The organism is Chromohalobacter beijerinckii, assembly GCF_023061185.1.
GTDB classification, from domain to species: Bacteria; Pseudomonadota; Gammaproteobacteria; order Pseudomonadales; family Halomonadaceae; genus Chromohalobacter; species Chromohalobacter beijerinckii.
This window is the reverse complement of sequence record NZ_JAKGAK010000001.1, coordinates 98,860-120,564: the sequence shown is the minus strand read 5'-3', so window position 1 is coordinate 120,564 and position 21,705 is coordinate 98,860. Positions and strand designations below refer to the sequence as shown.

The following is a 21,705-nucleotide window of genomic DNA, read 5'->3' as shown; positions in this document are numbered from 1 at the left end:
TTCCACCTTCCCGCCTGTTAACGGGGACCCATGCGTAAACGACGCGACCCAATCAAGGATACCGCTCGAGAAGTCCGTGTGTTTCGGGCTCGCTCGCTACTGGCGGCATTACTCGTATTATTGATGGCCGGGGGGTTGGGCGCTCGTCTTTTCTATATTCAGGTCGTTGAGCATGATGTCTTCACCACGCGTTCCGAGAAGAACCGTGTGCGCGTCGAACCGTTGCCGCCGACGCGTGGGCTCATCTACGACCGACAAGGTCAATTGGTCGCTGAAAACCGCCCAACCTATAACCTGACCATCGTACGCGAGCGGGTTCAGGATATTGATGCCACTCTCGACCGGTTGGTCGATATCCTGGGGCTGGACGAGACGCAGGTCGAAGCATTTCGAAAACGGTCGCGGCAACGTCAAAGACCCTATCAGCCGGCGTTGTTGATGAGCGATCTCAACGAACGGCAAATCGCGCGGTTAGCCGTCAATCGTTACCGGCTTCCAGGGGTCGAAGTCGAAGCACAGTGGCTGCGTCACTATCCCTCTCCCAGGATCATGGCGCATGTGCTGGGCTATGTCGGGCGAATCAACGAGCAAGAACTGGCCTCGCTTGATAGCGGCAACTATGCGGGCACGCATTATATCGGCAAGACCGGCATCGAGAAGCAGTACGAAGAAGCGCTGCACGGGGAGGCTGGTCTACGTAAGGTGGAAACCAACGCCCGAGGTCGTGTGCTACGCGAGCTCGAGCGTATACCACCCGAACCGGGCAAGGACTTGACGCTGACCATCGACACGCGGCTTCAGCAGATGGCTTACGATTTGCTGGATGGGCGGCGCGGCTCCATCGTCGCGATCCAACCCCAGACCGGTGACATTCTAGCGATGGTCTCCGCCCCAGGATTCGATTCCAACGAGTTCGTGACCGGGATTTCCTACAAGGATTATCAGTCGCTGCAGGAGGATCTGGACCTGCCGCTTTTCAACCGGGCCGTGCGTGGTCATTATCCGATTGGTTCGACCATCAAGCCTTTCGAAGCCTTGGCCGCGCTTCAAAATGATGTCGTGACGCCGCAAGAAGTCATCTATGACCCGGGGTATTACAAGCTGCCCAACGATTCGCGCCACTACCGTAACTGGCTGCGCTGGGGGCACGGGCGTGTCGATCTGGAACGCGCCCTTGCCGTTTCCAACAATACCTACTTCTACACCATGGCGCATCGTCTTGGCATCGATGCCTTATCCAACTTCATGTACAAGTTCGGATTTGGGGAGGTCACCTCGCTGGATGTGCAAGGTGCTTCATCGGGGACCGTGCCTTCCCGTGAGTGGAAACGCGAGAAATATGGACAGGCGTGGTATCCCGGGGAAACGCTCTCGGCGGGTATCGGGCAAGGCTACTGGATGGTCACGCCGTTGCAACTCGCAACGGCCGAGGCAACGCTGGCCAACCGAGGAGACTGGGTGCGTCCACATTTGGCCAAGCGCGTCGGTGAGACGCCGATCGAACCGCCTTTCAAGAATACCAAGAGCGATGTGAAGCTCGACAAGGATGTCTGGTGGGACGATGTCTTCAACGGTATGCAGAAAGTCGTCAGCGGCCGCGAAGGGACGGCGCGTCATATCGGTAAGGGACTGAAGTATGAAATGGCGGGCAAGTCGGGCACGGCACAGGTGTTTTCCCTGGGGCAAAATCAGAAATACGATGCCGACGAGCTCAAGGAGCGTTTGCGTGATCACGCGTTGTTCACGGCGTTCGCGCCAGTGGACGACCCGCAGATAGCCATCGCCGTGATCGTCGAAAACGCCGGGGGCGGCAGTTCGCATGCTGCGGGTCTGGCGCGCGCCCTGGCAGACGAATGGCTCCTGCCCGATGACGAGAACACCCATCAAGCCGAAGAACTCATCAAGGAGGACGTCGAAGTTGAAGGGACTTGAATGGCGTCGCTTCAGTCGGGCACCGGCAGATGGCATGGGGCGCAAGCGCTCCCTCTGGTCACGCCTTCATCTCGACCCTTGGCTGCTTTTGCTACTGCTGAGCCTGATGGGGGCGGGGCTGGTCGTTTTGTACAGCGCCAGTGGCATGAGTCTCGCCGTCACGTTGGGGCAGGCGTCGCGTTTTGGTGTGGCCTTGCTGGCCATGTTCGTGATCGCCCAGTTTTCTCCGGGTACCTTGTATCGCTGGACGCCGCTGGCTTACTTCCTGGGCGTAGCGATGCTTCTCGCCGTGGAGATTCTGGGCGATATCGGCATGGGGGCACAGCGCTGGCTCGAGATCCCCGGAGTGGTTCGCTTTCAGCCCTCGGAGTTGATGAAGTTGGCGGTGCCCATGATGGTAGCGGCGTATCTCTACAAGAGACCGCTGCCACCGAGCATGCGCGACCTGCTGGTTTGTGCCTTGATCATCGGCGTGCCAGTGATGATAATCATGCGCCAGCCCGATCTGGGGACGTCATTGCTGGTAGCTTGCGCGGCAGTGTTCGTCATCTTCCTCGCGGGCTTGTCATGGCGGGTAATCGGCTTGCTGGCGGTGCTCCTTGCATCCGCCTTGCCCTTGCTCTGGTTCAATATGCATGAGTACCAACGCCAACGCGTATTGACCTTTCTCAACCCCGAAAGCGACCCGTTGGGGGCGGGCTGGAACATTATCCAGTCAAAAACGGCCATCGGCAGCGGTGGCATCTCCGGCAAGGGATGGGGCTTAGGAACTCAATCTCAGCTGGAATTTCTCCCTGAGCGCCATACCGACTTCATCGGCGCCGTACTGGGAGAGGAATGGGGACTGATCGGGATGCTGGTATTCCTGGCCCTCTACGTGCTCATCGTGGGGCGCGGGTTGTTTCTCGCCAATACCGCCCAGGACACCTATGGGCGTCTGGTCGGGGGCAGCATCGTGCTGACATTCTTCATCTATGTGTTCGTCAATATCGGCATGGTCAGCGGCATTTTGCCCGTCGTCGGTGTGCCGCTGCCTCTGGTCAGTTATGGCGGCACGTCCAGCGTGACCTTGCTGATCGGTTTCGGTATCCTCATGTCCGTTCATACCCACCGACGGTTGTTGCCGCGTTAGGCAGAGCGCGACGCAAAATGGAAGTGACGACAACCGAGGGCCAAGGAGTCAGAGCCTGATGAAGTGGAATAGTGCGCGGTCCCATTGGCAAGGATTCTCCAAGACGGCATTGTTACTGTGCGGGTTGGCCCTGTTTTCCTCGGCGCATGCAGCCGAGGAGTTCGACCCTGCCTCGCATGCTGATATCCGCGCGTGGGTCGATGACGTATCGGGGAACGGCCTTTCTCGCGATGACGTGACCCAGGCATTGCGCCATGCCCAGTTTCGCCAGGGAGTGCTGGACGCCATGCAGGGGGCGGCCGAGCGTCGCTTGAGTTGGCACGAATACCGCGACATCTTCGTGCAGCCCAAGCGTATTCAAGAAGGCGTAGCGTTCATTCGCGAGCACCGTGATGCTCTCGCGCGTGCCGAACGCGAATATGGTGTGCCGCCTGCCTATATTGCTGCGATCATCGGTGTGGAGACACGTTACGGTCAGCACAAGGGGCAGCATCGCGTACTCGACTCGCTTGCCACGCTGGCCTTTCGTCACCCCTCTCGGGGCGAGTTCTTCCGTGGCGAGCTGGCTGCGTTTCTCGAGATCACGCTGGATCAAGGAATTTCGCCGGAGGCACCCAAAGGCTCCTATGCTGGCGCCATGGGCTACCCGCAATTCATCCCGACCAGTTACCGCGCCTATGCCGTCGATTTCAATGACGATGGGCGGCGCGACCTGTGGGATGACCCCGTGGATGCGATCGGTAGCGTGGGCAATTACTTCGCCGAACATGGGTGGCGTCGTGGGGCGCCGGTCGTGACGCCTGCCGATGGTCCCGAGACGCCGCCGCAAGCGATCGACTTCAACCGCACGCGCAAGCCTTACGTGAGATTGGCAACTCTTGCCGATGCCGGTATACAGCCGCGCGGTGAGCTCGACGCCTCGCGTGTCATCCCGTTGTCTCTGGCACTCGAGTCGGGAGATTACCGCTATGCGCTGGGGCATGAGAATTTTTATGTGATCACGCGTTATAACCACAGTTACCTATATGCGATGGCCGTCACCGAGCTCGCAGCAGGTATCCAGGCATCGCTCGACAAGGATGATGCATGAGAGTCGGCGGCGTACTTGTGTGTGTATTAATGCTGTTGGTGGCAGGGTGTGCCAGTGATGGCGGCGGTCGTTACACGCAAAAAAACGATGCTTATCCGGACGCACCGCCCGATGTGTCGGATGTCCCCGACGCGGTGCCAAAAAACGAGCCGCTTTCCAAGAGCGGCAATCGCTCCACGTATGAGGTGTGGGGCGAGACCTATCATGTACTGTCCGACCCCAGCGGCTATGTGGAAGAAGGCGATGCGTCCTGGTATGGCACCAAGTTCCAGGGCTATGACACTGCCAGTGGTGAGCCCTACGACATGTACAAGATGTCGGCGGCGCATCGCACGCTGCCGCTGCCGACCTATGTCCGTGTGACCAATCTCGACAATCGGCGCAGTGTCATCGTGCGCGTCAACGATCGTGGCCCGTTTCATGGCGATCGGCTGATCGATCTGTCGTATGCTGCTGCGGCACGCTTGGACATCTTAGGGCACGGTACAGGGCATGTGCGCGTGGAAGCCATTGACCCCGAGCAATGGGCCGAGCAGCATAAGCGTTCCACCGAGTCAGCATCCCAAGGGAAGGTAGCCAAGGCGTCCTCGGGCGTACCGGCTCGAGAATCAGTGCAGGGGGCAGTGGATGCAGCATCGACCGCCGAGTCGCCCCAGCAAGATCGTGCCACCGAGCGTCAGAGTGGCACGGGGCAATATGTTCAGGTCGCGGCACTGAGTTCTGCGGCCAGAGCCAAGGCGCTGGAAAAGCGCTTGCAAGGACAAGTATCGCGTCCGGTACGCGTAAGGGAAGAGGCGTCCGTGTATCGTGTTCAGGTAGGGCCTGTGCATGATGCGTCGCATCTCGATTCCATCAAAGCGGAATTACAAGCGGCGGGTTTTGACCAGTCGTTTGTCGTTTCCGCTACCGAGTAACCCCGCTTAGCGAGAAAAGTTGTCATGAGAGTGTTCGCCCGATCGTCATTGTTACGCATTGTTTTATTGGTCACGCTAGGTGTCGGTGGTCTCACCCCTGTGGCGCAAGCCGAGGATCCCCCCAAGCCCTCGCCAGTGCCGTCGTCGATGGTACCGTCGGCGCCGAACCTGGCGGCGTCTTCCTGGGTACTGATGGACGCCGATAGCGGCAAGATCCTGGTCGAGCACAATGCCGACAAAGAGCTACCGCCGGCCAGTCTGACCAAGATGATGACCGCCTATATCGTCGAGCGTGAAATCGACGCCGAAAATATCGATGCCGACGACGAGGTGACGATTAGCGAGAATGCTTGGCGCACCGGCGGCTCGCGGATGTTCCTCAACCCGGGTAGCAAAGTAAGCGTCGACAATTTGCTCAGGGGGGTCGTGATTCAGTCGGGCAACGATGCCAGTGTCGCGTTGTCGGAGCATATCGCGGGCAGTGAGGACGCCTTTGCCGATCTCATGAATCAGCAGGCCTCACGTATGCACCTCCAGCATACGCATTTCATGAACCCCACCGGTCTGCCGCACGATGACCACTACTCCTCGGCGCACGATCTGGCTGTCATTGCGCAGCACATCATCAAGGATTATCCCGATCACTACGAAGTGTATTCTGAGAAGTACTTCACCTGGAACGATATCCGTCAGCCCAACCGTAATCGTCTGTTGTGGCGCGATCCTAACGTCGATGGCTTGAAGACAGGGCATACCGAGGCGGCAGGCTACTGCCTGGTGGCATCCGCCAAGAAGGACGATACACGCCTGGTCGCCGTGGTGATGGGGACCGATTCTGACGAGGCACGAGCCCAAGAAACTCAGAAACTGTTGAGCTATGGGTTCCGCTTCTTCGAGACACAGCGTCTCTACGAAGCTGGTGCCGTGCTCAACAAGCCGCGTGTCTGGGGTGGCGAGAAGGACGAGCTGCGTCTGGGCGTGGCGGATGACGTGTACTTGACCGTGCCGCGTGGACACAGTGATGAGTTGAACGCTCAGCTCGACATCAAGAAAACCATCGATGCGCCGGTCGAGAAGGGAGAGCAGCTTGGCACATTGAAAATCAAGCTGGATGGTGAAGTGCTCGACGAGCGTCCCCTGGTAGCGCTGGAGTCGATCTCCGAAGGTGGCTTCTTCAAGCGCCTTTGGGACAGCGTCCTGCAGTTCGTGAATGGGTTTTTCGACTAACCCACTGTGGTTCGGCTCAAGGGCGAAGCGTTTCGAAAGCTTTGCCCTTGGTCGATACGATAAGGTTGAGTAAAATACTCGGAAATATCATGTCGAGCCCATGTGAGGCCGTTCTTCATGCAACAGACTTCACCAACCGAGCAGGGTGCATCGCCAGAAGCGCCCAAGATCGAGTTTCCCTGTCAGTATCCTATCAAGATCGTCGGTGACGCGGCACCGGACTTCAAGGTCACCGTGGTCGATATCGTCGAGCAACACTCGCCTGGCTTCGATCGTCGCAGCGTGCGCATGGTCGATAGCCGCAATGGCCGCTTTCAATCCGTGCGCGTAGTGATCCACGCCACCGGGCAAGACCAGCTCAATGCACTGTTCCATTCGCTGAAAGCGACGGGGCGTGTGCACATGGTGCTGTAGGTGGCGATGAGCGAAGCGCGCCCACCGGTGCAGTTGCATCGCCTAGGGCGTCGCGCCTATGAGCCGGTGTGGCAGGCCATGCGCAAGCTCACCGATGAGCGTGATGCTACGACGCCCGATCAATTCTGGTTGGTGGAGCATGAACCGGTGTTCACGCAGGGGCAGGCCGGTAAGCCCGAGCATCTGCTCATGCCTGGCGATATTCCGGTCGTCGCCACTGATCGTGGTGGGCAGGTGACGTATCATGGGCCGGGTCAGGTCGTGCTTTACCCGTTGATCGACGTACGTCGTGCCAAGCTGGGCGTACGGGAGCTTGTATCGGCGCTCGAGAACACGGTGATCGCGTTGCTGGCCGAGTATGGTGTGGAGGCGCATGCGCGCCCTGACGCGCCGGGTGTTTATGTCGGCGAGGCCAAGATTGCCTCGCTTGGCTTGCGTATTCGACGCGGCGCCAGCTTCCATGGCGTCGCGCTCAATGTCGATGGTGACTTATCTCCTTTTCAGCGCATCAATCCCTGCGGCTATGCCGGCATGGCCATGACGCGGCTTGCCGATCTGGTTGACGATTGTCCGGATAGCGATACGGTCGCCGTCGAGCTGGCCGAGCGTCTGGCGCGAACGCTGGAGCGAACGCTCGTGCCAGTTGCTACCGTCGGCGCCTGACGCACCGTCGTTCAGCGTCATCCAACATCGAGCGGCGCGTCCCAATGAAACCGGCCCGCCGTGGACTTAGTCTACGGCGGGCCGGTTTCATTGCATCACTAAGGCTTGAAAAGTGCGGTCTTCAGCCGACGTTGACGACCGCAATGCGGTCGGGATCGGGCGATTGACCAGGCACCTCAGCGGGCTCTGCCAGTCCTAGGTTATTCTTCTCGAACACTCGGTCGGCGCGATAGCTGGAGCGCACCAACGGCCCCGACGGCACTTCCATGAAGCCTTTTGCCAAGCCCTGCTGGCGGTAGTGCTCGAATTCGTCGGGCGTCACCCAGCGTTCCACCGGTAGGTGGTTCCGAGTCGGTTGCAGGTACTGACCCAGTGTCACGATGTCGACGCCGATGTCGCGAAGGTCATCGAAGGTCTGGAGGATCTCTTCTTCGGTTTCGCCGAGCCCCAGCATGATACTGGTCTTGGTAATGATCTCAGGGCGGTGGCGCTTGGCATGCGCCAGCACATCGAGCGTTTTGCGATAACCGGCACGCGGATCGCGCACGCGTTGTGTCAGGCGCTCCACGGTTTCGACGTTTTGAGCGAATACTTCCAAGCCGGAATCGACGACTCGCTCGACGGCACTGGGTATGCCATCGAAATCCGGCGTCAGTGCTTCCACCGCCACCTGGGGCGTGCGCGCCTTGATCGCGCGAATGCAGTCGGCGTAGTGGCCAGCGCCCGCATCGGGCAGGTCGTCACGGTCCACCGAGGTCAGTACCACGTAACGTAACCCCATCAACTCAACCGACTCGGCGGTATTCGCCGGTTCCTCGGGGTCCAGCCAGCCTCGCGGGTTGCCGGTATCGACGGCGCAGAAGCGACAAGCCCGGGTGCAGACCGACCCCATCAACATGATGGTGGCAGTACCGTTGCTCCAGCACTCACCCATGTTCGGACAGTGGGACTCGGCACAGACGGTGCTGAGCCGGTGTTCCTTGACGTTGCGCTTGACCGCCTCGAAGCGTTCACCGCCGGGCATCTGGACGCGTAACCATGAGGGCTTGCGACCGCCGACGCCATCGCCTGCGGATTGCTCGCGTGACTTCATGCCATCCTTGATGGCGGCGATGCCCTGGTCGTTGCGGTATTTCTTGCCGCTGGTGACGCGTTGGGTAGGAGTGTCGCTCATAGCGTGAGCCTCTCTGCAAGCCGGCCGACGGCGCCGAGGCGACGCTACCACAGAAAGAGGGGAAGGGCGTCGGTCGACGTTTCCGGGGGGCCTGGCACGTCTGATGATGCGTGAATTGATACGTCCAACATACCACAAAAGGCGTAGTGCTGGACAGGCTGGCAATGGCGCTTCAGTGTCAAGGAGAGCGCCTGGCCGCATGCGATACCATGCCCGGCCGATGCCGGGCATGTCGTCTTGCACAGGACTGTGTCGGTTATGGGAATGTCATGCCTCGGGCATGGCACTCAACACCAGCTTGCCCGTGGTATGTCCGGTTTCGAGGCGACGATGGGCTTCCCCGAGATTGGCTGGGGTCAATGGGCCGACGATATCGCTGAGCGTGCTGCGCAGATGGCCGGCATCAAAATGCTCGGCGAGCGTGGCCAGGATCTTGCCCTGGTGAGCGATGTCGGCGCCATGCAATGGCCGCGCGAACATGAATTCCCAACTAAACGTCACCGCCTTGCCTTGCAGAGCATTGAGATCGACGGGTTTCTGGGTCTCGGCGATGGCCACGATGTGGCCCAAGGGCCGAATGAGCGTGGTCATGTTCTCCCAGTGGTCGCCAATATCATGGCAATTGAAGATGTAGTCGACCTGCTCGTGGCCGGCGTGTTGCATGTTCGCCACGAGGTCGTGGTGATCGACGACCTCATGCGCGCCCATGCGCCGACACCATTCTATGGACGTATCGCGCGACGCCGTGGCGATGACTTTGATGCCAGTGAGTTGGCGGGCCATTTGCGTTGCGATCGAGCCGACACCGCCGGCACCGTTGATGATCAGCAGGGTCTGCTCGCGATGGGTATCTTCGCCCTGTGTCAGTTTGAGCTTGTCGAACAGGGCCTCCCAGGCGGTCAGGGCAGTCAACGGCATGGCGGCCGCTTCCTCGGCGCTCAATTTGCTCGGTGCCTTGGCGGCCAGGCGCGCATCGACGAGTTGATATTCGGCGTTGCAGCCGGGACGCTCGACCTCGCCGGCATAGTACACGCGATCTCCCGGGGCGAAGTGCTCGACGTTGGCGCCGACGCTCTCCACCCGGCCCGCGGCGTCCCAGCCGAGCACATTGTGCTGATCGCTGGGCAGGAAGGCACCCTGGCGTATCTTGGTATCCACCGGGTTGACCGAGACCGCCTCAATGCGCACCAGCAGATCCCAGTCGCCGGGTGTGGGCGTCTCGCGTTGGCGAGTTTCGAAGGCCTCCTCGGGGGCGGCCTGGGGCTGACCGGTGGTGGTGATCGCTTGCATGATTGACTCCGTAGGAAAGTCGAAACGAAATGACGTTGCCCTCCTAGATGAGGGCCGTCCTCGATGGAGTCAAGGTCGATGGCGATGGATCAGGGCGTGCACGCGAAGCTGGGGCCGGGAGCGGGGACCAGCGGTGCCTTGAAGTGGGCGTTCAGTTCCGGCAGCAATTCCCGGACGAAGCGCAGGAAGAGCTCGGTCACGGGAGTGGGATAACGATCCTTAGGATGCACGGTGCACCACGAACGACGTAGCGGAAAGCCCGGCAATGTCGGTGAGGCCAGCAATCCCGAGGCGAGCTCGAGCTGTACCGCCAGGCGCGGCAGCACGGCGACTCCGAGATGCGCCATGACCCCCTGCTTGATCGCCTCGTTGGTGCCAAGCTCCAGGGTATGGCGCAGCGATACTCGCTCGCGAGCGACGAAGTCCTCGAACGCGGTGCGCGTCCCTGAGCCGGGTTCGCGCATCAGCACGTAATAGCGTGTGAAATCCTCGAGCGTGGGCGCGTCGGCCGTCAACAGCGGGTGCCCGGGCCACACCACGGGGATCATTTCATTGTCGAGAATCGGCATGAAGGCGAGGTTGGCGTCCTCGGGGACCATGCCCATAATCACCAGGTCGTCGCGGCGCTCGGCGAGACGCTCCAGCGCCTGGCCGCGATTGCAGACGCGCAGGCGCACCTGCACCTCCGGGTAACGGGCGCGAAAGCGGGCCAGGATATGGGGCACCACGTACTGTGCAGTACTGACCGCGGCGAGATTGAGTTCGCCTCTGATGGTGCCCGCCAGCTCGGAAAGCTCCATCTGCAGGCTCGAGACCTGACCGAAGATCGACTGTACCGAGGCGGCCAGTGCATCCGCGGCGGGCAGAACATGCAGCGTCTTGCCCGCGTACTTGAAGAGTGGCTGCTCGAGTGCCTGTTCGAGTTGGCGGATCTGGGCGCTGACCGCTGGCTGTGTGAGGCCGAGCTGTTCGGCCGCCCGCGAATAGGACTGTTGCCGGTGCACGGCCTGGAAAACCTGCAATTGGCGAAAGGTCAGACGATTGAGCAGATTGGGTCGTGACATGACGCCCCCGGCGTGGTCATAAGCTATTACTTATAGCTTGGCAAAAAAATATCAATTTTTCTATTGATCCTTCGGTGGGTAGCGTGAGAGTACGATAACGACAAGCACTCAGCGACCCAGAGGGCGCCACGATGACACGCTGTGTCAACGCGACGTCCATAACCGGAGGGCAGACGGTGTTCAAGAAACTTCTCATCGCCAATCGTGGCGAAATTGCTGTACGCATTGTACGCGCCTGCGCTGAGATGGGCATCCGCTCGGTAGCGATCTACACCGAGCCCGATCGCTTCGCGCTGCACGTCAAGCGTGCCGATGAGGCGCATTTCGTCGGTGAGGACCCGCTGGCGGGCTATCTCGATCCGCGGCGTATCGTTGACCTGGCGCGCGAGACCGGCTGTGACGCGATTCACCCCGGCTACGGCTTCCTCTCGGAAAACGCCGACTTCGCGCGCATCTGCGAGGACGCCGGGTTGGCCTTTGTGGGGCCGGACGCCGAGGTGATCGCGCGGATGGGCGACAAGACGGCGGCGCGCGCGGCCATGCGTGACGCCGGCGTGCCGGTGACGCCGGGCTCGGAGGGCAATCTCGAGACCTGCGACGAAGCCTTGTCGCTGGCCGATACCATCGGCTATCCGGTCATGCTCAAGGCCACGTCCGGGGGCGGTGGGCGCGGGATTCGCCGTTGCGACACGCCGGCGCAGCTCGAGCAGGCCTGGGAACGCGTGATCTCCGAGGCGACCAAGGCGTTCGGCAGTGCCGATGTGTTCATGGAGAAATGCGTCGTCGAGCCGCATCACATCGAGGTGCAGATCCTCGCCGACAGCATCGGCAACGTGATCCATCTCTTCGAGCGGGACTGTTCGATCCAGCGTCGCAATCAGAAGCTCATCGAAATCGCGCCCAGCCCCCAACTGACACCTGAACAACGTGCCTACGTCGGCGAAATGGCGGTCCGTGCGGCCAGTGCGGTGGGCTACGAAAACGCCGGTACCGTGGAGTTCCTCGTCAAGGGCAACGAGGTCTACTTCATGGAGATGAATACCCGCGTGCAAGTCGAGCACACTATTTCCGAAGCGATCACCGGTGTGGATATCGTGCGCGAGCAATTGCGTATCGCCGCGGGGCTAAAGCTCGCCTACCGCCAGGAGGATATACGCCACCACGGCTACGCCATCCAGTTCCGCATCAATGCCGAGGATCCCAAGAACGATTTCCTGCCGTCGTTCGGGCGCATCACGCGTTATTACGCCCCCGGGGGGCCAGGGGTGCGCACCGATACCGCGATCTACACCGGCTATACGATTCCGCCGTATTTCGACTCCATGTGCCTGAAGCTGATCGTGTGGGGCATGAGTTGGGAAGAAACCCTCGATCGTGGCATTCGCGCCCTCAACGACATGCGTCTGCAGGGGGTCAAGACGACCGCGCCTTACTATCAGGAAATTCTGCGTCACCCCGATTTCCGCAGCGGGCACTTCGATACCGGCTTCGTGCCCAGCCATCCCGAACTGCTCAATTATTCGGTCAAGCGCAATCCCGAGGAAGTCGCTCTAGCGATTGCCGCCGCCATCGCCGCCCACGCCGGTCTATAAGGAGATACCCATCATGAATGCCGTATCATCTTCCCAAGTCAATATCACCGACGTCGTGTTGCGTGACGGCCATCAATCGCTGATCGCCACGCGCCTGCGCACCGAGGACATGCTGCCCGCCTGTGCCAAGCTGGACGCCATCGGCTATCACTCGCTCGAGGTATGGGGCGGGGCAACCTTCGATGCCTGCGTGCGCTTTTTGAAGGAAGACCCGTGGGAGCGCCTGCGCGCCTTCAAGGATGCGATGCCCAACACGCCGCTGCAGATGCTGCTGCGTGGCCAGAACTTACTGGGATATCGCCATTATGCCGACGATGTCGTCGAGCGCTTCGTCGCCAAGTCGGCGGATAACGGCGTCGATGTGTTCCGCGTCTTCGATGCGCTCAACGATCTGCGCAACCTGGAAACCGCCATGCGCGCGGTCAAGGCCAGTGGTAAGCACGCTCAGGGCACGATCTGCTACACGGTGAGCCCGGTGCATACCCTGGCGATGTATGTGGATCAGGCCAAGCGGCTAGTCGACATGGGCGCTGACTCGATCGCCATCAAAGACATGGCGGGGCTTTTGACGCCGTATGCCACGGGCGAGCTGGTGGCGGCATTGGTCGAGGCCGTGGACGTGCCGGTCCACTTGCATGCCCACGCGACGTCCGGGCTGGCGCCGATGTGCCATCTCAAGGCCGTGGAAGCGGGATGCCGGCATATCGATACCTGCATATCGGCGTTTGCCGGCGGTACCAGCCATCCGTCGACGGAAGCCATGGTGGCTGCCTTTCAAGGTACGGACTACGACAGTGGCCTGGATCTCGAAGCGCTCAAGGAGATCGGCGACTATTTCCGCGGCGTGCGCCAGAAATACGCGGCCTTTGAAAGTGAGTTCACCCGCGAGGATGTCTCGGTACAGATCAACCAGGTCCCGGGCGGCATGATGTCCAACCTCGCCAATCAGCTCAAAGAACAGAACGCGCTGTCCAAGATCCGCGACGTGTTCAACGAGATACCTCGCGTGCGCGCCGATCTCGGTTATCCGCCCCTGGTGACACCGACCTCGCAGATCGTCGGTACCCAGGCGGTGATGAATGTGCTTACCGGTGAGCGCTACAAGACCATCACCAACGAGGTGAAACGTTATCTTCAGGGCGGCTATGGTCATCCGCCAGCACCGGTGGATGACGACGTTCGTCGTCAGGCCATCGGTAATTCCCCGGTGGAAGAAGGGCGCCCCGCCGATCGGCTGAATCCCGAGATGGCGCGTTTGACGAAGGACATCGGCGAATTGGCCGAGGGTGAGGAAGACGTTCTGACCTATGCGATGTTCTCCGAGCTGGGGCGCGATTACCTGCAGGGACGACGCGATGGATCGTTGGTCTCGGAGCCGATTCCCGCTCCCGATGCGGGAGACGCCAACCGACCGGTGACCGAAGGCGTGCCCACCGAGTTCGTCATCGACGTGCACGGCGAATCCTACGAAGTGCAAATCACCGGCGTGGGCGGTAATAGTGGCGGCAAGCGCCAGGTTTATCTGACGCTCGATGGCATGCCGGAAGAGGTCGTGTTCGAAGCCAAGGATGCCTTCGTCGGCGGCGAGACCTCGGGCCGTGCGCGCGCCTCGCAGCCTGGGCATGTCACGACCTCCATGCCTGGCAATATCGTCGATGTGCTGGTCGCCAAGGGCGACCGCGTCGAAGAGGGTCAGGCGGTCTTGATCACCGAGGCGATGAAGATGGAAACCGAGGTCCAGGCGCGGGTCTCGGGCACCGTCGAAGCCGTCCACGTCGCCAAGGGCGACCGCGTGACGCCGGGCGAGGTATTGATCGAGATCACCTAACGGGAACGTTGCTCATGCCTGCGGCGCCTCGTGATTCGGCGCTGCAGGCCTGGCTTTCTCGAACAGGGTGCGAACGCGCTCCAGGCGCTTCTGCACATGCTCGCTTTGTGGCCCGCTGGCGTCGAGGATGTGGGTGATGTGGGTCAAGTAGTCATCGACCTGCGTGGCGTCGCTACGTGCGATGAGCGTGGGAAGCGCCTCGAGCGCCTCGCGCACGTCGAGCTTGAGAATGAAGAACTGCTCGCGGACCAGCATCTTGAACTGCTGAAGGTCCAGGCTCTTGCCGAGTTCCTCGCGCGTGGCCTTGAGGCGCTGGAAATTGCGCTCATCGGTCGTCGGCGCCCCACCCAGTATGTAGATCAAGGCTCGCACCACCGCCTCGCGTGCGCCACCACTGGCGATGCGTTCCCGCAAGGCGGCACGTCGCGTCCGCAGGAAGTGTTGATGCTCCGGTGCGCGTCCGGGATGGGGGCGCATGCGCGCCATGTCCGGGCCGATGCCGGCAAGCGCTTGTAGCCAGGGTTGGCCATAAATGTTCATGAAAAGCGCTTCACTGATGCGGTCACGCCATTCGCCATAGGCCTCGAGGTTTTCTTCGATACGGGTGGCTATGCTGCGCTCCCATTGCGTCAGAGGATTGTCCGGCGAAAGCGGTTGGCGCTGGTGACGAATACGCTCGGCCAGCACCGGCACGGTAGACATCAATGGATTGCGGTCGGAGAGTAGCTTGTAGCCCAGCCGAATGGGGTGCAGTCGGCGTAGCCAGCGCCCTGCTTCGGGGGTCATGACGGCTTGTATCCACGGCTGCGTGTATTGTTGATACAGCGCTAGTCCGCTTTCAGACAGACGCGCTACGGTGGCGAAGCGGCGCTCGTCGTCATCGCGTCGTTGCACTAGCGGTTGCAGGTCGTCGACGCCACGCGGGCGAAATTCGAGCAGATAGTCACCATCGGTGGCATCCCCGGTCGCATCGCGTGGCGTGATGGCGGTTTCGTACAAGCCGGGGGGCAGGACGTCGATATAGTCCATGTTGGCGGTAAATTCGGCATGTTCGCGGCGCGAGATGCTGCCCGAGACGAAAATTCCCAGATGCCCGGTCGAGTCGTGTACGCAATACACGATGGTCTGCTCGTTGGCGATGATGTCGTCCACGCCATCGTAGAGATCGGACACCCAGCCGAGCGCTTGGGGCGGTGGCGTGATGTTGTCGCCTTGCGAGCAGAACACCACGATAGGCGAGCGGACGTTGCGTAGGTCGATGCGCCGTCCGTCGCGGGTGATCAGTTGGGCAGTGCTCAAACGATTGCCGATGAAGAGGTTGTCGACGATGTACTGTATTTCCTCGGCATTGAGCACGATGTGCCCACCCCACCAGCGCTCGAATTGGAGATAACGCTCGCTTTCGTGATCGACGTCGGCGTAAAGCCGATATTGCTTGCTCCACAGCGTATTGGCGGGGTTGAGGCGTTCGAAGTTCTGCACCAACCAGGCCCCGTCGAAGAGCCCTGCACCCAGGTCACCGGCAAAAGCGGTCAACCAGCTACCGCCGAGCAGGCCCCCGCTATAGCGCATGGGGTAGCGGCCACGCTCGCCGGCCCAATAGGACAGCGGTGCGCCAGCGACGAGAATCGGTCCGAAGGCCTCCGGTTCAAGGGCGGCAGCCATCATCAACTGCCAGCCTGCCTGGCAGTTGCCGATCACCACGGGTTTTTCATTGGCCTCGCCATGACGAGCGCCGACCTCGCGTATAAAGGCAATTTCAGCATCGACGACATCTTCGACGTGCTGTCCCGGCACCGGAAACGGCAGAAAGCCGATGAAGTAACATGGATGACCGGCGCGCATGGCGACGCCGATCTCGCTATCGGGCTTGAAGCCACCAATGCCGGGCCCATGGCCGGCTCGCGGATCGACGATGACGAAAGGGCGCTGGAGCGGGTCGATCGTTATACCGGGCGGGGGCAGGATGCGCATCAATTCGTAGTTGACCGGGCGCGGCAGGTCGCGGCCATCCATGAGCACTTCGGCCTCGAACCCTAGCACGTTGGGTTTAGTCTGCGCCATGTGCTCAAGATACTGGTTGCCACGCTGACGCATGACGTCCCAGTAGAGCACGCTGCGTTCGAAGGTATCCTGCCAGTAGTCCTGGGTGGCGCGAATCAGGCCGAAGGGATCGAGAATGGGGCTGGCGGCTTCCAGCCAAGCGGCGTGCATGGAAAACATGAAGGGCGCTCCTGGTCACGAATTGCTGCACTGCAATATTGAGCGTAACCCGAAAACGCGTATCTGGCATGTGAAATCGACGCATGCCGCCAAGACTAGGCATGCGTCGCGGTGCTTCAAAGTAGCAAGCTATGGGCAGCTTGCCGGCAAAAGGTGCTGATCAATCAATATCGTCGCCAACTTGAATGATCTTCATGGTGTTGGTGCCGCCATGCGCATTCATATGATCGCCGCGTGTCAGGATAACGTGATCGCCCTGTTTGACGATGCCTAGCGAGACGAGGTTATCGACGGCGTGGTTATTGAACTCAGTGGGTTTGAGGCTTTGTGTGTCGAAGGGCAGCGAGACGACCCCGCGATACAATGCCATGCGGCGCTGCGCGATTTCGGTATGCGCCAAGGCCACGATCGGCAGGCCGGAACGAATGCGCGAGGCGATCAATGGCGTATAACCGGTGGCGGTCATGCAGACGATGGCGGAGACCCCGTCGAGATGGTTGGCGGCGTACATGGCCGACAGCGCCACGGTTTCATCGACCCGGGTAAAGCCTTCATGAATACGATGCTGCGATTGCTGTGCGGCACGCTCACGTTCGGCGCCCAGACAGAGGCGCTCCATGGCCTTGATGGTCTCCACGGGATAATCGCCGGCGGCGGTCTCGGCGGAGAGCATGACGGCGTCGGTGCCATCGAGCACTGCATTGGCGACGTCGAAGACCTCGGCGCGGGTCGGTAGCGGCGAGTCGATCATCGACTCCATCATCTGCGTTGCGGTGATCACCACTTTATTAAGACTACGTGCATGCTGGATGATGCGCTTTTGCACGCCGATCAGTTGGGCGTCGCCGATTTCCACGCCAAGGTCGCCACGCGCGACCATGACCGCTTCGCTGGCGCGGATGATGTCATCTAGAGTGTCGTTGTCGGCGACTGCCTCGGCGCGCTCGACCTTGGCGACCAGGCCGATCTCGCTACCCGCTTCGCCGAGCAGGTCGCGGGCCAGGCGCATGTCGTCGCCATGGCGTGGGAAGGACACAGCCAGGTAGTCGACACCGATATCAATAGCGGTCTTGAGATCCTCGCGATCCTTGTCGGTCAGTGCGGCCGCAGACAGGCCGCCGCCTTGCTTGTTGATGCCCTTGTTATTGGAGAGCTTGCCACCCACCTTGACCGTGGTGTGAATAGCCGGGGCGTCAACGCGCTCGACCTGCAGTTCCAGTCGACCATCGTCAAGCAGCAGGACATCGCCCGGGGCAACATCGTCGGCCAGGTCCTGATAATCGCAGCCTACCCGCTGGGCATCGCCGGCATCACGATCAAGGGAAACGTCGATGACGAAGGTCTGGCCTTTCTCGAGCGTGACCGCTTCGTCCTTGAAGCGTGCGATGCGGATCTTGGGGCCTTGTAAGTCGCCCAGCGCGGCGACAGTGCGTCCGACGCGTGCGGCAGCATCGCGTACCGCCTTTAGCCGCCGCCGATGATCGTCCGCGGAGCCGTGGGAGAAGTTGAGTCGTACCACGTCGACGCCCGCGGAGATCATGTCTTCGAGGACCCCGTCGCGGTCGCTGGCCGGGCCCAGGGTCGCGACGATCTTGGTGCGGCGAATCGGACCGTGAAACGCATTCTGCATGGAATTCTCCTTGGCCTCATGAAAGGTAGTAACGGCTCCGTGCGAGCCATGTCGTTATTTTACTACATTGTGCCTCATCGTCTCGACAGGTGCGATGACCCCCAGGTCGTGAACATTAGATTATCACTTTTTGCATGATGGACATGTCTCAAGGTTGGATGACTCTGGAGGTGCTTGCCAGTCGCACCGCTAGGGAAAGCATGTCGATTTGGATGCTGGTTTTGCTTGCCGGTGGCAAGGCGTCGCGTCTAGTGTTTTTCAAGCCAGTGGCGTAAAGATCGTCATGGACCTGGCTTGAAGGCCCGTGTTGCGACGGGCTGGCGCGCAACGAGGCGCTAAGGTAGGGTAGGCGCATTTTTCGCCGGGAGAGTCCCCCGGCCACGACATCACTGCCGACGCCCTGACAGGGCGCGTTGGCCATTCGAGCGGAGCGTTATGGGCAAGTCACTGGTCATCGTGGAGTCACCGGCCAAGGCCAAGACGATCAACAAGTATCTCGGCAACGATTTCGTGGTGAAGTCGAGTGTCGGGCACATCCGTGACTTGCCGACAAGTGGCAGCGGCAAGAACGCCACCGATCCCAAGGAGCGAGCCCGCCAAGCAGCGGCGACACGCAAGATGTCGCCTGATGAAAAGGCCACCTATAAAAAGCATAAGCAGTGGACTCAGTTGGTGCGCCGCATGGGGATCGATCCCGAGCATGGCTGGGACGCCAACTACGAGATCCTTCCGGGGAAGGAAAAGGTCGTCGCCGAGCTCAAAAAGCACGCCGAGAAGGCCGATGCCGTCTATCTCGCGACCGACTTGGACCGCGAGGGAGAGGCTATCGCCTGGCACCTGCAGGAAACCATTGGTGGCGATGCGTCACGCTATCGTCGCGTGGTCTTCAATGAGATCACCAAGAATGCCATTCAGGAGGCGTTCAAGACCCCCGGCGAACTGGATCTGTCACGCGTCGAGGCACAACAGGCACGGCGCTTTCTGGATCGTGTCGTAGGTTTCATGCTGTCGCCATTGCTGTGGAGCAAGATCGCCCGGGGGCTGTCGGCGGGCCGGGTGCAATCCGTGGCGGTGCGTTTGATCGTCGAGCGTGAGCGTGAGATTCGCGCTTTCGTACCCGAGGAGTTCTGGGATGTTCACGCCGATCTCGTGCCTGAGAAGGGCGATGCGGCGCCAGTTCGCTTCGAGGTGGCACGTCATAAAGGCCAGGCGTTTCGCCCCACCTCCGAACAAGAAACGCTAGAGCGAATCGCGCCGTTGCGCGAGGCGGCGCTGGTGATCACCGATCGCGAAACCAAGCCGACACGCTCCAAGCCCAACGCCCCGTTCATTACCTCGACCCTGCAGCAAGCCGCCAGCGGGCGCCTCGGGTTCTCGGTGAAGAAGACCATGACCCTGGCGCAGCGTCTCTATGAGGCAGGTTACATCACCTATATGCGTACCGACTCGACCAACCTGTCGCAAGACGCGGTGGAGAGTGCCCGGGCTTATATCGACGAGCGTTTCGGCCAAGCGTACCTGCCCGAATCGCCCAACCGTTATGCCAGCAAGGAGGGGGCGCAGGAAGCGCACGAGGCGATTCGCCCCACCGAGGTGGCGCAAAACGGCGACGAGCTTGCGGTGGAGCGCGACGCCCAGCGCCTCTATGAGCTTATCTGGCGCCAGTTCGTGGCCTGCCAGATGGTGCCGGCGGAATACTTGGCGACGACGCTTACCGTCGAGGCCGAGGAGTTCGAGCTCAAAGCGCGTGGTCGAGTGCTCAAATTCGACGGTTACACGCGGGTGATGAAGCCGGCAGGCAAGAAGGAAGAGGATCAGGCACTTCCGGATCTCGAGAAAGGGCAATCGATGAGCCTGCAGGCCCTCGATCCTCAGCAGCATTTTACCAAGCCGACGGCGCGTTATACCGAGGCGAGCCTGGTCAAGGAGCTCGAAAAGCGGGGGATCGGGCGGCCTTCCACCTATGCTTCGATCATCTCCACGATTCAGGATCGCGGTTACGTCAAGCTTGAGAGCCGTCGTTTCTATGCCGAGAAGTTGGGTGATATCGTCACCGACCGTTTAGCCGAATCGTTCAGCGACCTGATGGATTACGGCTTCACCGCACGTATGGAAGATCATCTCGACGAGATCGCCACCGGCAACCGGGAATGGCGTGAGCTTCTGGATGCCTTCTACGCCGAGTTCAAGACCAAGCTCGAGCATGCCGAGGCCGAAGAGGGTATGCGACCGAATCAGCCAGTGCCGACGGACATCGACTGTCCTACTTGTGGCCGCAAGATGCAGATTCGCACGGCATCGACCGGTGTCTTCCTGGGGTGCTCGGGATACAATCTGCCGCCCAAGGAGCGTTGCAAGACGACCATCGATCTTATCGCGGGTGACGAAGCCGTAGCGTCGGATGCCGATGAGGAGGCCGAAACCGAAGCCTTGCGAGCCAAGCACCGCTGCCCGGAATGTGGCACGGCGATGGATAGCTACCTGATCGACGAGACGCGCAAGCTGCATATCTGCGGCAATAGTCCCGATTGCAGCGGGCATGAAATCGAGCAGGGCAAGTTTCGTATCAAGGGGTACGACGGTCCAGTCATCGAGTGCGACAAATGCGGCAGCGAGATGCAGCTCAAGTCCGGGCGTTTCGGTAAGTACTTCGGCTGTACCAACGAGAATTGCAAGAATACCCGCAAACTGCTCAAGAGCGGCGAAGTTGCGCCACCCAAGATGGATCCGATCCCCATGCCCGAGTTGGCCTGCCAGAAGGTAGAAGATCATTACGTCTTGCGCGATGGCGCCAGCGGCCTGTTTCTGGCGGCGAGTCAATTTCCCAAGAACCGTGAAACGCGTCCCCCTTTGGTCAAGGAGCTCAAGGCGCACCGCGACGAGCTACCCGAAAAGTACCATTTCCTGCTCGATGCACCGGGGGAAGATCCTGAGGGGCGCGACGCGCAGATTCGTTTCTCGCGCAAGACCAAGAGCCAGTACGTGATGAGCGAGCGTGACGGCAAGGCCAGTGGCTGGCGTGCCGAGTACGAAGACGGAAAATGGCGGATCGAGGATAAGCGCAAATGACGCCGAGAGGTCGTACCAATCAGCTGCTCTACCATGCTCAGTTGTTATTGGATACCGCCTGGGCCGACGACGAGCATACCGATGCTCGGCGTATGGCGCATGAAGAAGGCGCTCTGGCCACGCTGGAGCTGGCGCTCAACGCGGCGCTGCGTGAGTTGACCGAGCACGCGCAACTCTCGCGGCACGATTGGCGCGAGCTGCTGGCCGATCAAGGCCCGTCCTTAGCGGGTGTCGTGCAGTTGCGAGAGCTGGCGCGACGAGAGGGCAGCTGGCTGGAGCGCATACTGGCGCACCTCGAGTCTCTGCATGACATCGAAGGCGCATCGCGCCGCCGTGCCGGCGGCTCGAGCATGATTGCCAGCGCCTCGGGCATGGCCTTGTCCGACGAGCTCGATGCATGTATCGCGGGATTCAAAGCTCAGCTTGACGAGCTGCGTGAGACCAGTGAGGAGTGGTGACGCCG

Annotated in this window: 16 protein-coding genes; 11 read left to right on the top strand and 5 right to left on the bottom strand. The window is 60.8% G+C overall.

What is annotated here, in order from left to right; genetic code table 11:
- Positions 1-30: 30 nt before the first annotated feature.
- The 7 genes from mrdA to lipB all read left to right on the top strand — a co-directional run bounded on the left by mrdA (position 31) and on the right by lipB (position 7,372).
- Complete coding sequence (gene mrdA, locus L1075_RS00520) at positions 31-1,932, top strand: penicillin-binding protein 2 (protein ID WP_246939112.1); 1,902 nt, start codon at positions 31-33, stop codon at positions 1,930-1,932.
- 34 nt (positions 1,933-1,966) lie between these two features.
- Complete coding sequence (gene rodA / locus L1075_RS00515; protein WP_246939493.1) at positions 1,967-3,064, top strand: rod shape-determining protein RodA; 1,098 nt, start codon at positions 1,967-1,969, stop codon at positions 3,062-3,064.
- Between the two features lie 58 nt (positions 3,065-3,122).
- Entirely contained in the window at positions 3,123-4,154 is a 1,032-nt protein-coding gene (gene mltB / locus L1075_RS00510; RefSeq protein ID WP_246939109.1) for a lytic murein transglycosylase B, read from the top strand.
- Complete coding sequence (locus L1075_RS00505) at positions 4,151-5,068, top strand: septal ring lytic transglycosylase RlpA family protein (protein ID WP_040243743.1); 918 nt, start codon at positions 4,151-4,153, stop codon at positions 5,066-5,068. Before mltB ends, L1075_RS00505 begins: the two co-directional genes overlap by 4 nt.
- 24 nt (positions 5,069-5,092) lie before the next feature.
- Positions 5,093-6,295: a D-alanyl-D-alanine carboxypeptidase family protein gene (locus L1075_RS00500; protein ID WP_040243742.1), complete on the top strand. Its 1,203-nt coding sequence runs from the start codon at positions 5,093-5,095 to the stop codon at positions 6,293-6,295.
- Between the two features lie 117 nt (positions 6,296-6,412).
- Positions 6,413-6,709, top strand: coding sequence for an HP0495 family protein (locus L1075_RS00495; RefSeq protein ID WP_040243741.1), 297 nt, complete (start codon positions 6,413-6,415; stop codon positions 6,707-6,709).
- A 6-nt stretch (positions 6,710-6,715) separates the two neighbouring features.
- Positions 6,716-7,372 carry a lipoyl(octanoyl) transferase LipB gene (gene lipB / locus L1075_RS00490; protein ID WP_246939106.1) on the top strand — a complete coding sequence of 219 codons (657 nt, stop codon included), beginning with the start codon at positions 6,716-6,718 and terminating at the stop codon, positions 7,370-7,372.
- 121 nt (positions 7,373-7,493) lie between these two features.
- On the opposite strand, the gene lipA is transcribed toward lipB, so the two are convergent.
- From lipA to L1075_RS00475, 3 genes are all read right to left on the bottom strand, one after another.
- Positions 7,494-8,546 (bottom strand): lipoyl synthase, encoded by a 1,053-nt coding sequence (lipA, locus tag L1075_RS00485; protein WP_246939103.1) that lies wholly within the window; start codon positions 8,544-8,546, stop codon positions 7,494-7,496.
- 267 nt (positions 8,547-8,813) lie between these two features.
- Positions 8,814-9,836, bottom strand: coding sequence for a zinc-binding alcohol dehydrogenase family protein (locus tag L1075_RS00480; protein ID WP_040243738.1), 1,023 nt, complete (start codon positions 9,834-9,836; stop codon positions 8,814-8,816).
- A gap of 89 nt (positions 9,837-9,925) precedes the next feature.
- The gene (locus L1075_RS00475) at positions 9,926-10,900 is read right to left on the bottom strand and encodes a LysR family transcriptional regulator (RefSeq protein ID WP_011506853.1); all 975 of its coding nucleotides are present in this window, start codon (positions 10,898-10,900) and stop codon (positions 9,926-9,928) included.
- A gap of 176 nt (positions 10,901-11,076) precedes the next feature.
- Between L1075_RS00475 and L1075_RS00470 the strand changes: the two genes are divergently transcribed.
- Together L1075_RS00470 and oadA are read left to right on the top strand one after the other, a co-directional pair.
- Positions 11,077-12,492 carry an acetyl-CoA carboxylase biotin carboxylase subunit gene (locus L1075_RS00470; protein WP_075367873.1) on the top strand — a complete coding sequence of 472 codons (1,416 nt, stop codon included), beginning with the start codon at positions 11,077-11,079 and terminating at the stop codon, positions 12,490-12,492.
- Positions 12,493-12,505: 13 nt separating this feature from the next.
- The gene (oadA, locus tag L1075_RS00465; protein ID WP_075367874.1) at positions 12,506-14,320 is read left to right on the top strand and encodes a sodium-extruding oxaloacetate decarboxylase subunit alpha; all 1,815 of its coding nucleotides are present in this window, start codon (positions 12,506-12,508) and stop codon (positions 14,318-14,320) included.
- A gap of 12 nt (positions 14,321-14,332) precedes the next feature.
- On the opposite strand, the gene L1075_RS00460 is transcribed toward oadA, so the two are convergent.
- A complete protein-coding gene (locus tag L1075_RS00460; RefSeq protein ID WP_246939100.1) occupies positions 14,333-16,543 on the bottom strand; it encodes a DUF3141 domain-containing protein in 2,211 nt (736 codons plus the stop codon).
- Positions 16,544-16,703: 160 nt separating this feature from the next.
- Complete coding sequence (gene pyk / locus L1075_RS00455; RefSeq protein WP_246939098.1) at positions 16,704-18,173, bottom strand: pyruvate kinase; 1,470 nt, start codon at positions 18,171-18,173, stop codon at positions 16,704-16,706.
- A gap of 435 nt (positions 18,174-18,608) precedes the next feature.
- Between pyk and topA the strand changes: the two genes are divergently transcribed.
- Both topA and L1075_RS00445 read left to right on the top strand, forming a co-directional pair.
- The gene (gene topA / locus L1075_RS00450) at positions 18,609-21,242 is read left to right on the top strand and encodes a type I DNA topoisomerase (RefSeq protein ID WP_246939094.1); all 2,634 of its coding nucleotides are present in this window, start codon (positions 18,609-18,611) and stop codon (positions 21,240-21,242) included.
- Positions 21,239-21,700 carry a DUF6586 family protein gene (locus L1075_RS00445; protein ID WP_075367876.1) on the top strand — a complete coding sequence of 154 codons (462 nt, stop codon included), beginning with the start codon at positions 21,239-21,241 and terminating at the stop codon, positions 21,698-21,700. Before topA ends, L1075_RS00445 begins: the two co-directional genes overlap by 4 nt.
- Positions 21,701-21,705 lie beyond the last annotated feature (5 nt).

Coding starts and splice junctions, on each gene's coding strand:
- mrdA (WP_246939112.1), top strand. CDS start 31: ATGCGTAAACGACGCGACCCAATCAAGGATACCGCTCGAGAAGTCCGT.
- rodA (WP_246939493.1), top strand. CDS start 1,967: ATGGGGCGCAAGCGCTCCCTCTGGTCACGCCTTCATCTCGACCCTTGG.
- mltB (WP_246939109.1), top strand. CDS start 3,123: ATGAAGTGGAATAGTGCGCGGTCCCATTGGCAAGGATTCTCCAAGACG.
- L1075_RS00505 (WP_040243743.1), top strand. CDS start 4,151: ATGAGAGTCGGCGGCGTACTTGTGTGTGTATTAATGCTGTTGGTGGCA.
- L1075_RS00500 (WP_040243742.1), top strand. CDS start 5,093: ATGAGAGTGTTCGCCCGATCGTCATTGTTACGCATTGTTTTATTGGTC.
- L1075_RS00495 (WP_040243741.1), top strand. CDS start 6,413: ATGCAACAGACTTCACCAACCGAGCAGGGTGCATCGCCAGAAGCGCCC.
- lipB (WP_246939106.1), top strand. CDS start 6,716: ATGAGCGAAGCGCGCCCACCGGTGCAGTTGCATCGCCTAGGGCGTCGC.
- lipA (WP_246939103.1), bottom strand. CDS start 8,546: ATGAGCGACACTCCTACCCAACGCGTCACCAGCGGCAAGAAATACCGC.
- L1075_RS00480 (WP_040243738.1), bottom strand. CDS start 9,836: ATGCAAGCGATCACCACCACCGGTCAGCCCCAGGCCGCCCCCGAGGAG.
- L1075_RS00475 (WP_011506853.1), bottom strand. CDS start 10,900: ATGTCACGACCCAATCTGCTCAATCGTCTGACCTTTCGCCAATTGCAG.
- oadA (WP_075367874.1), top strand. CDS start 12,506: ATGAATGCCGTATCATCTTCCCAAGTCAATATCACCGACGTCGTGTTG.
- L1075_RS00460 (WP_246939100.1), bottom strand. CDS start 16,543: ATGTTTTCCATGCACGCCGCTTGGCTGGAAGCCGCCAGCCCCATTCTC.
- pyk (WP_246939098.1), bottom strand. CDS start 18,173: ATGCAGAATGCGTTTCACGGTCCGATTCGCCGCACCAAGATCGTCGCG.
- topA (WP_246939094.1), top strand. CDS start 18,609: ATGGGCAAGTCACTGGTCATCGTGGAGTCACCGGCCAAGGCCAAGACG.
- L1075_RS00445 (WP_075367876.1), top strand. CDS start 21,239: ATGACGCCGAGAGGTCGTACCAATCAGCTGCTCTACCATGCTCAGTTG.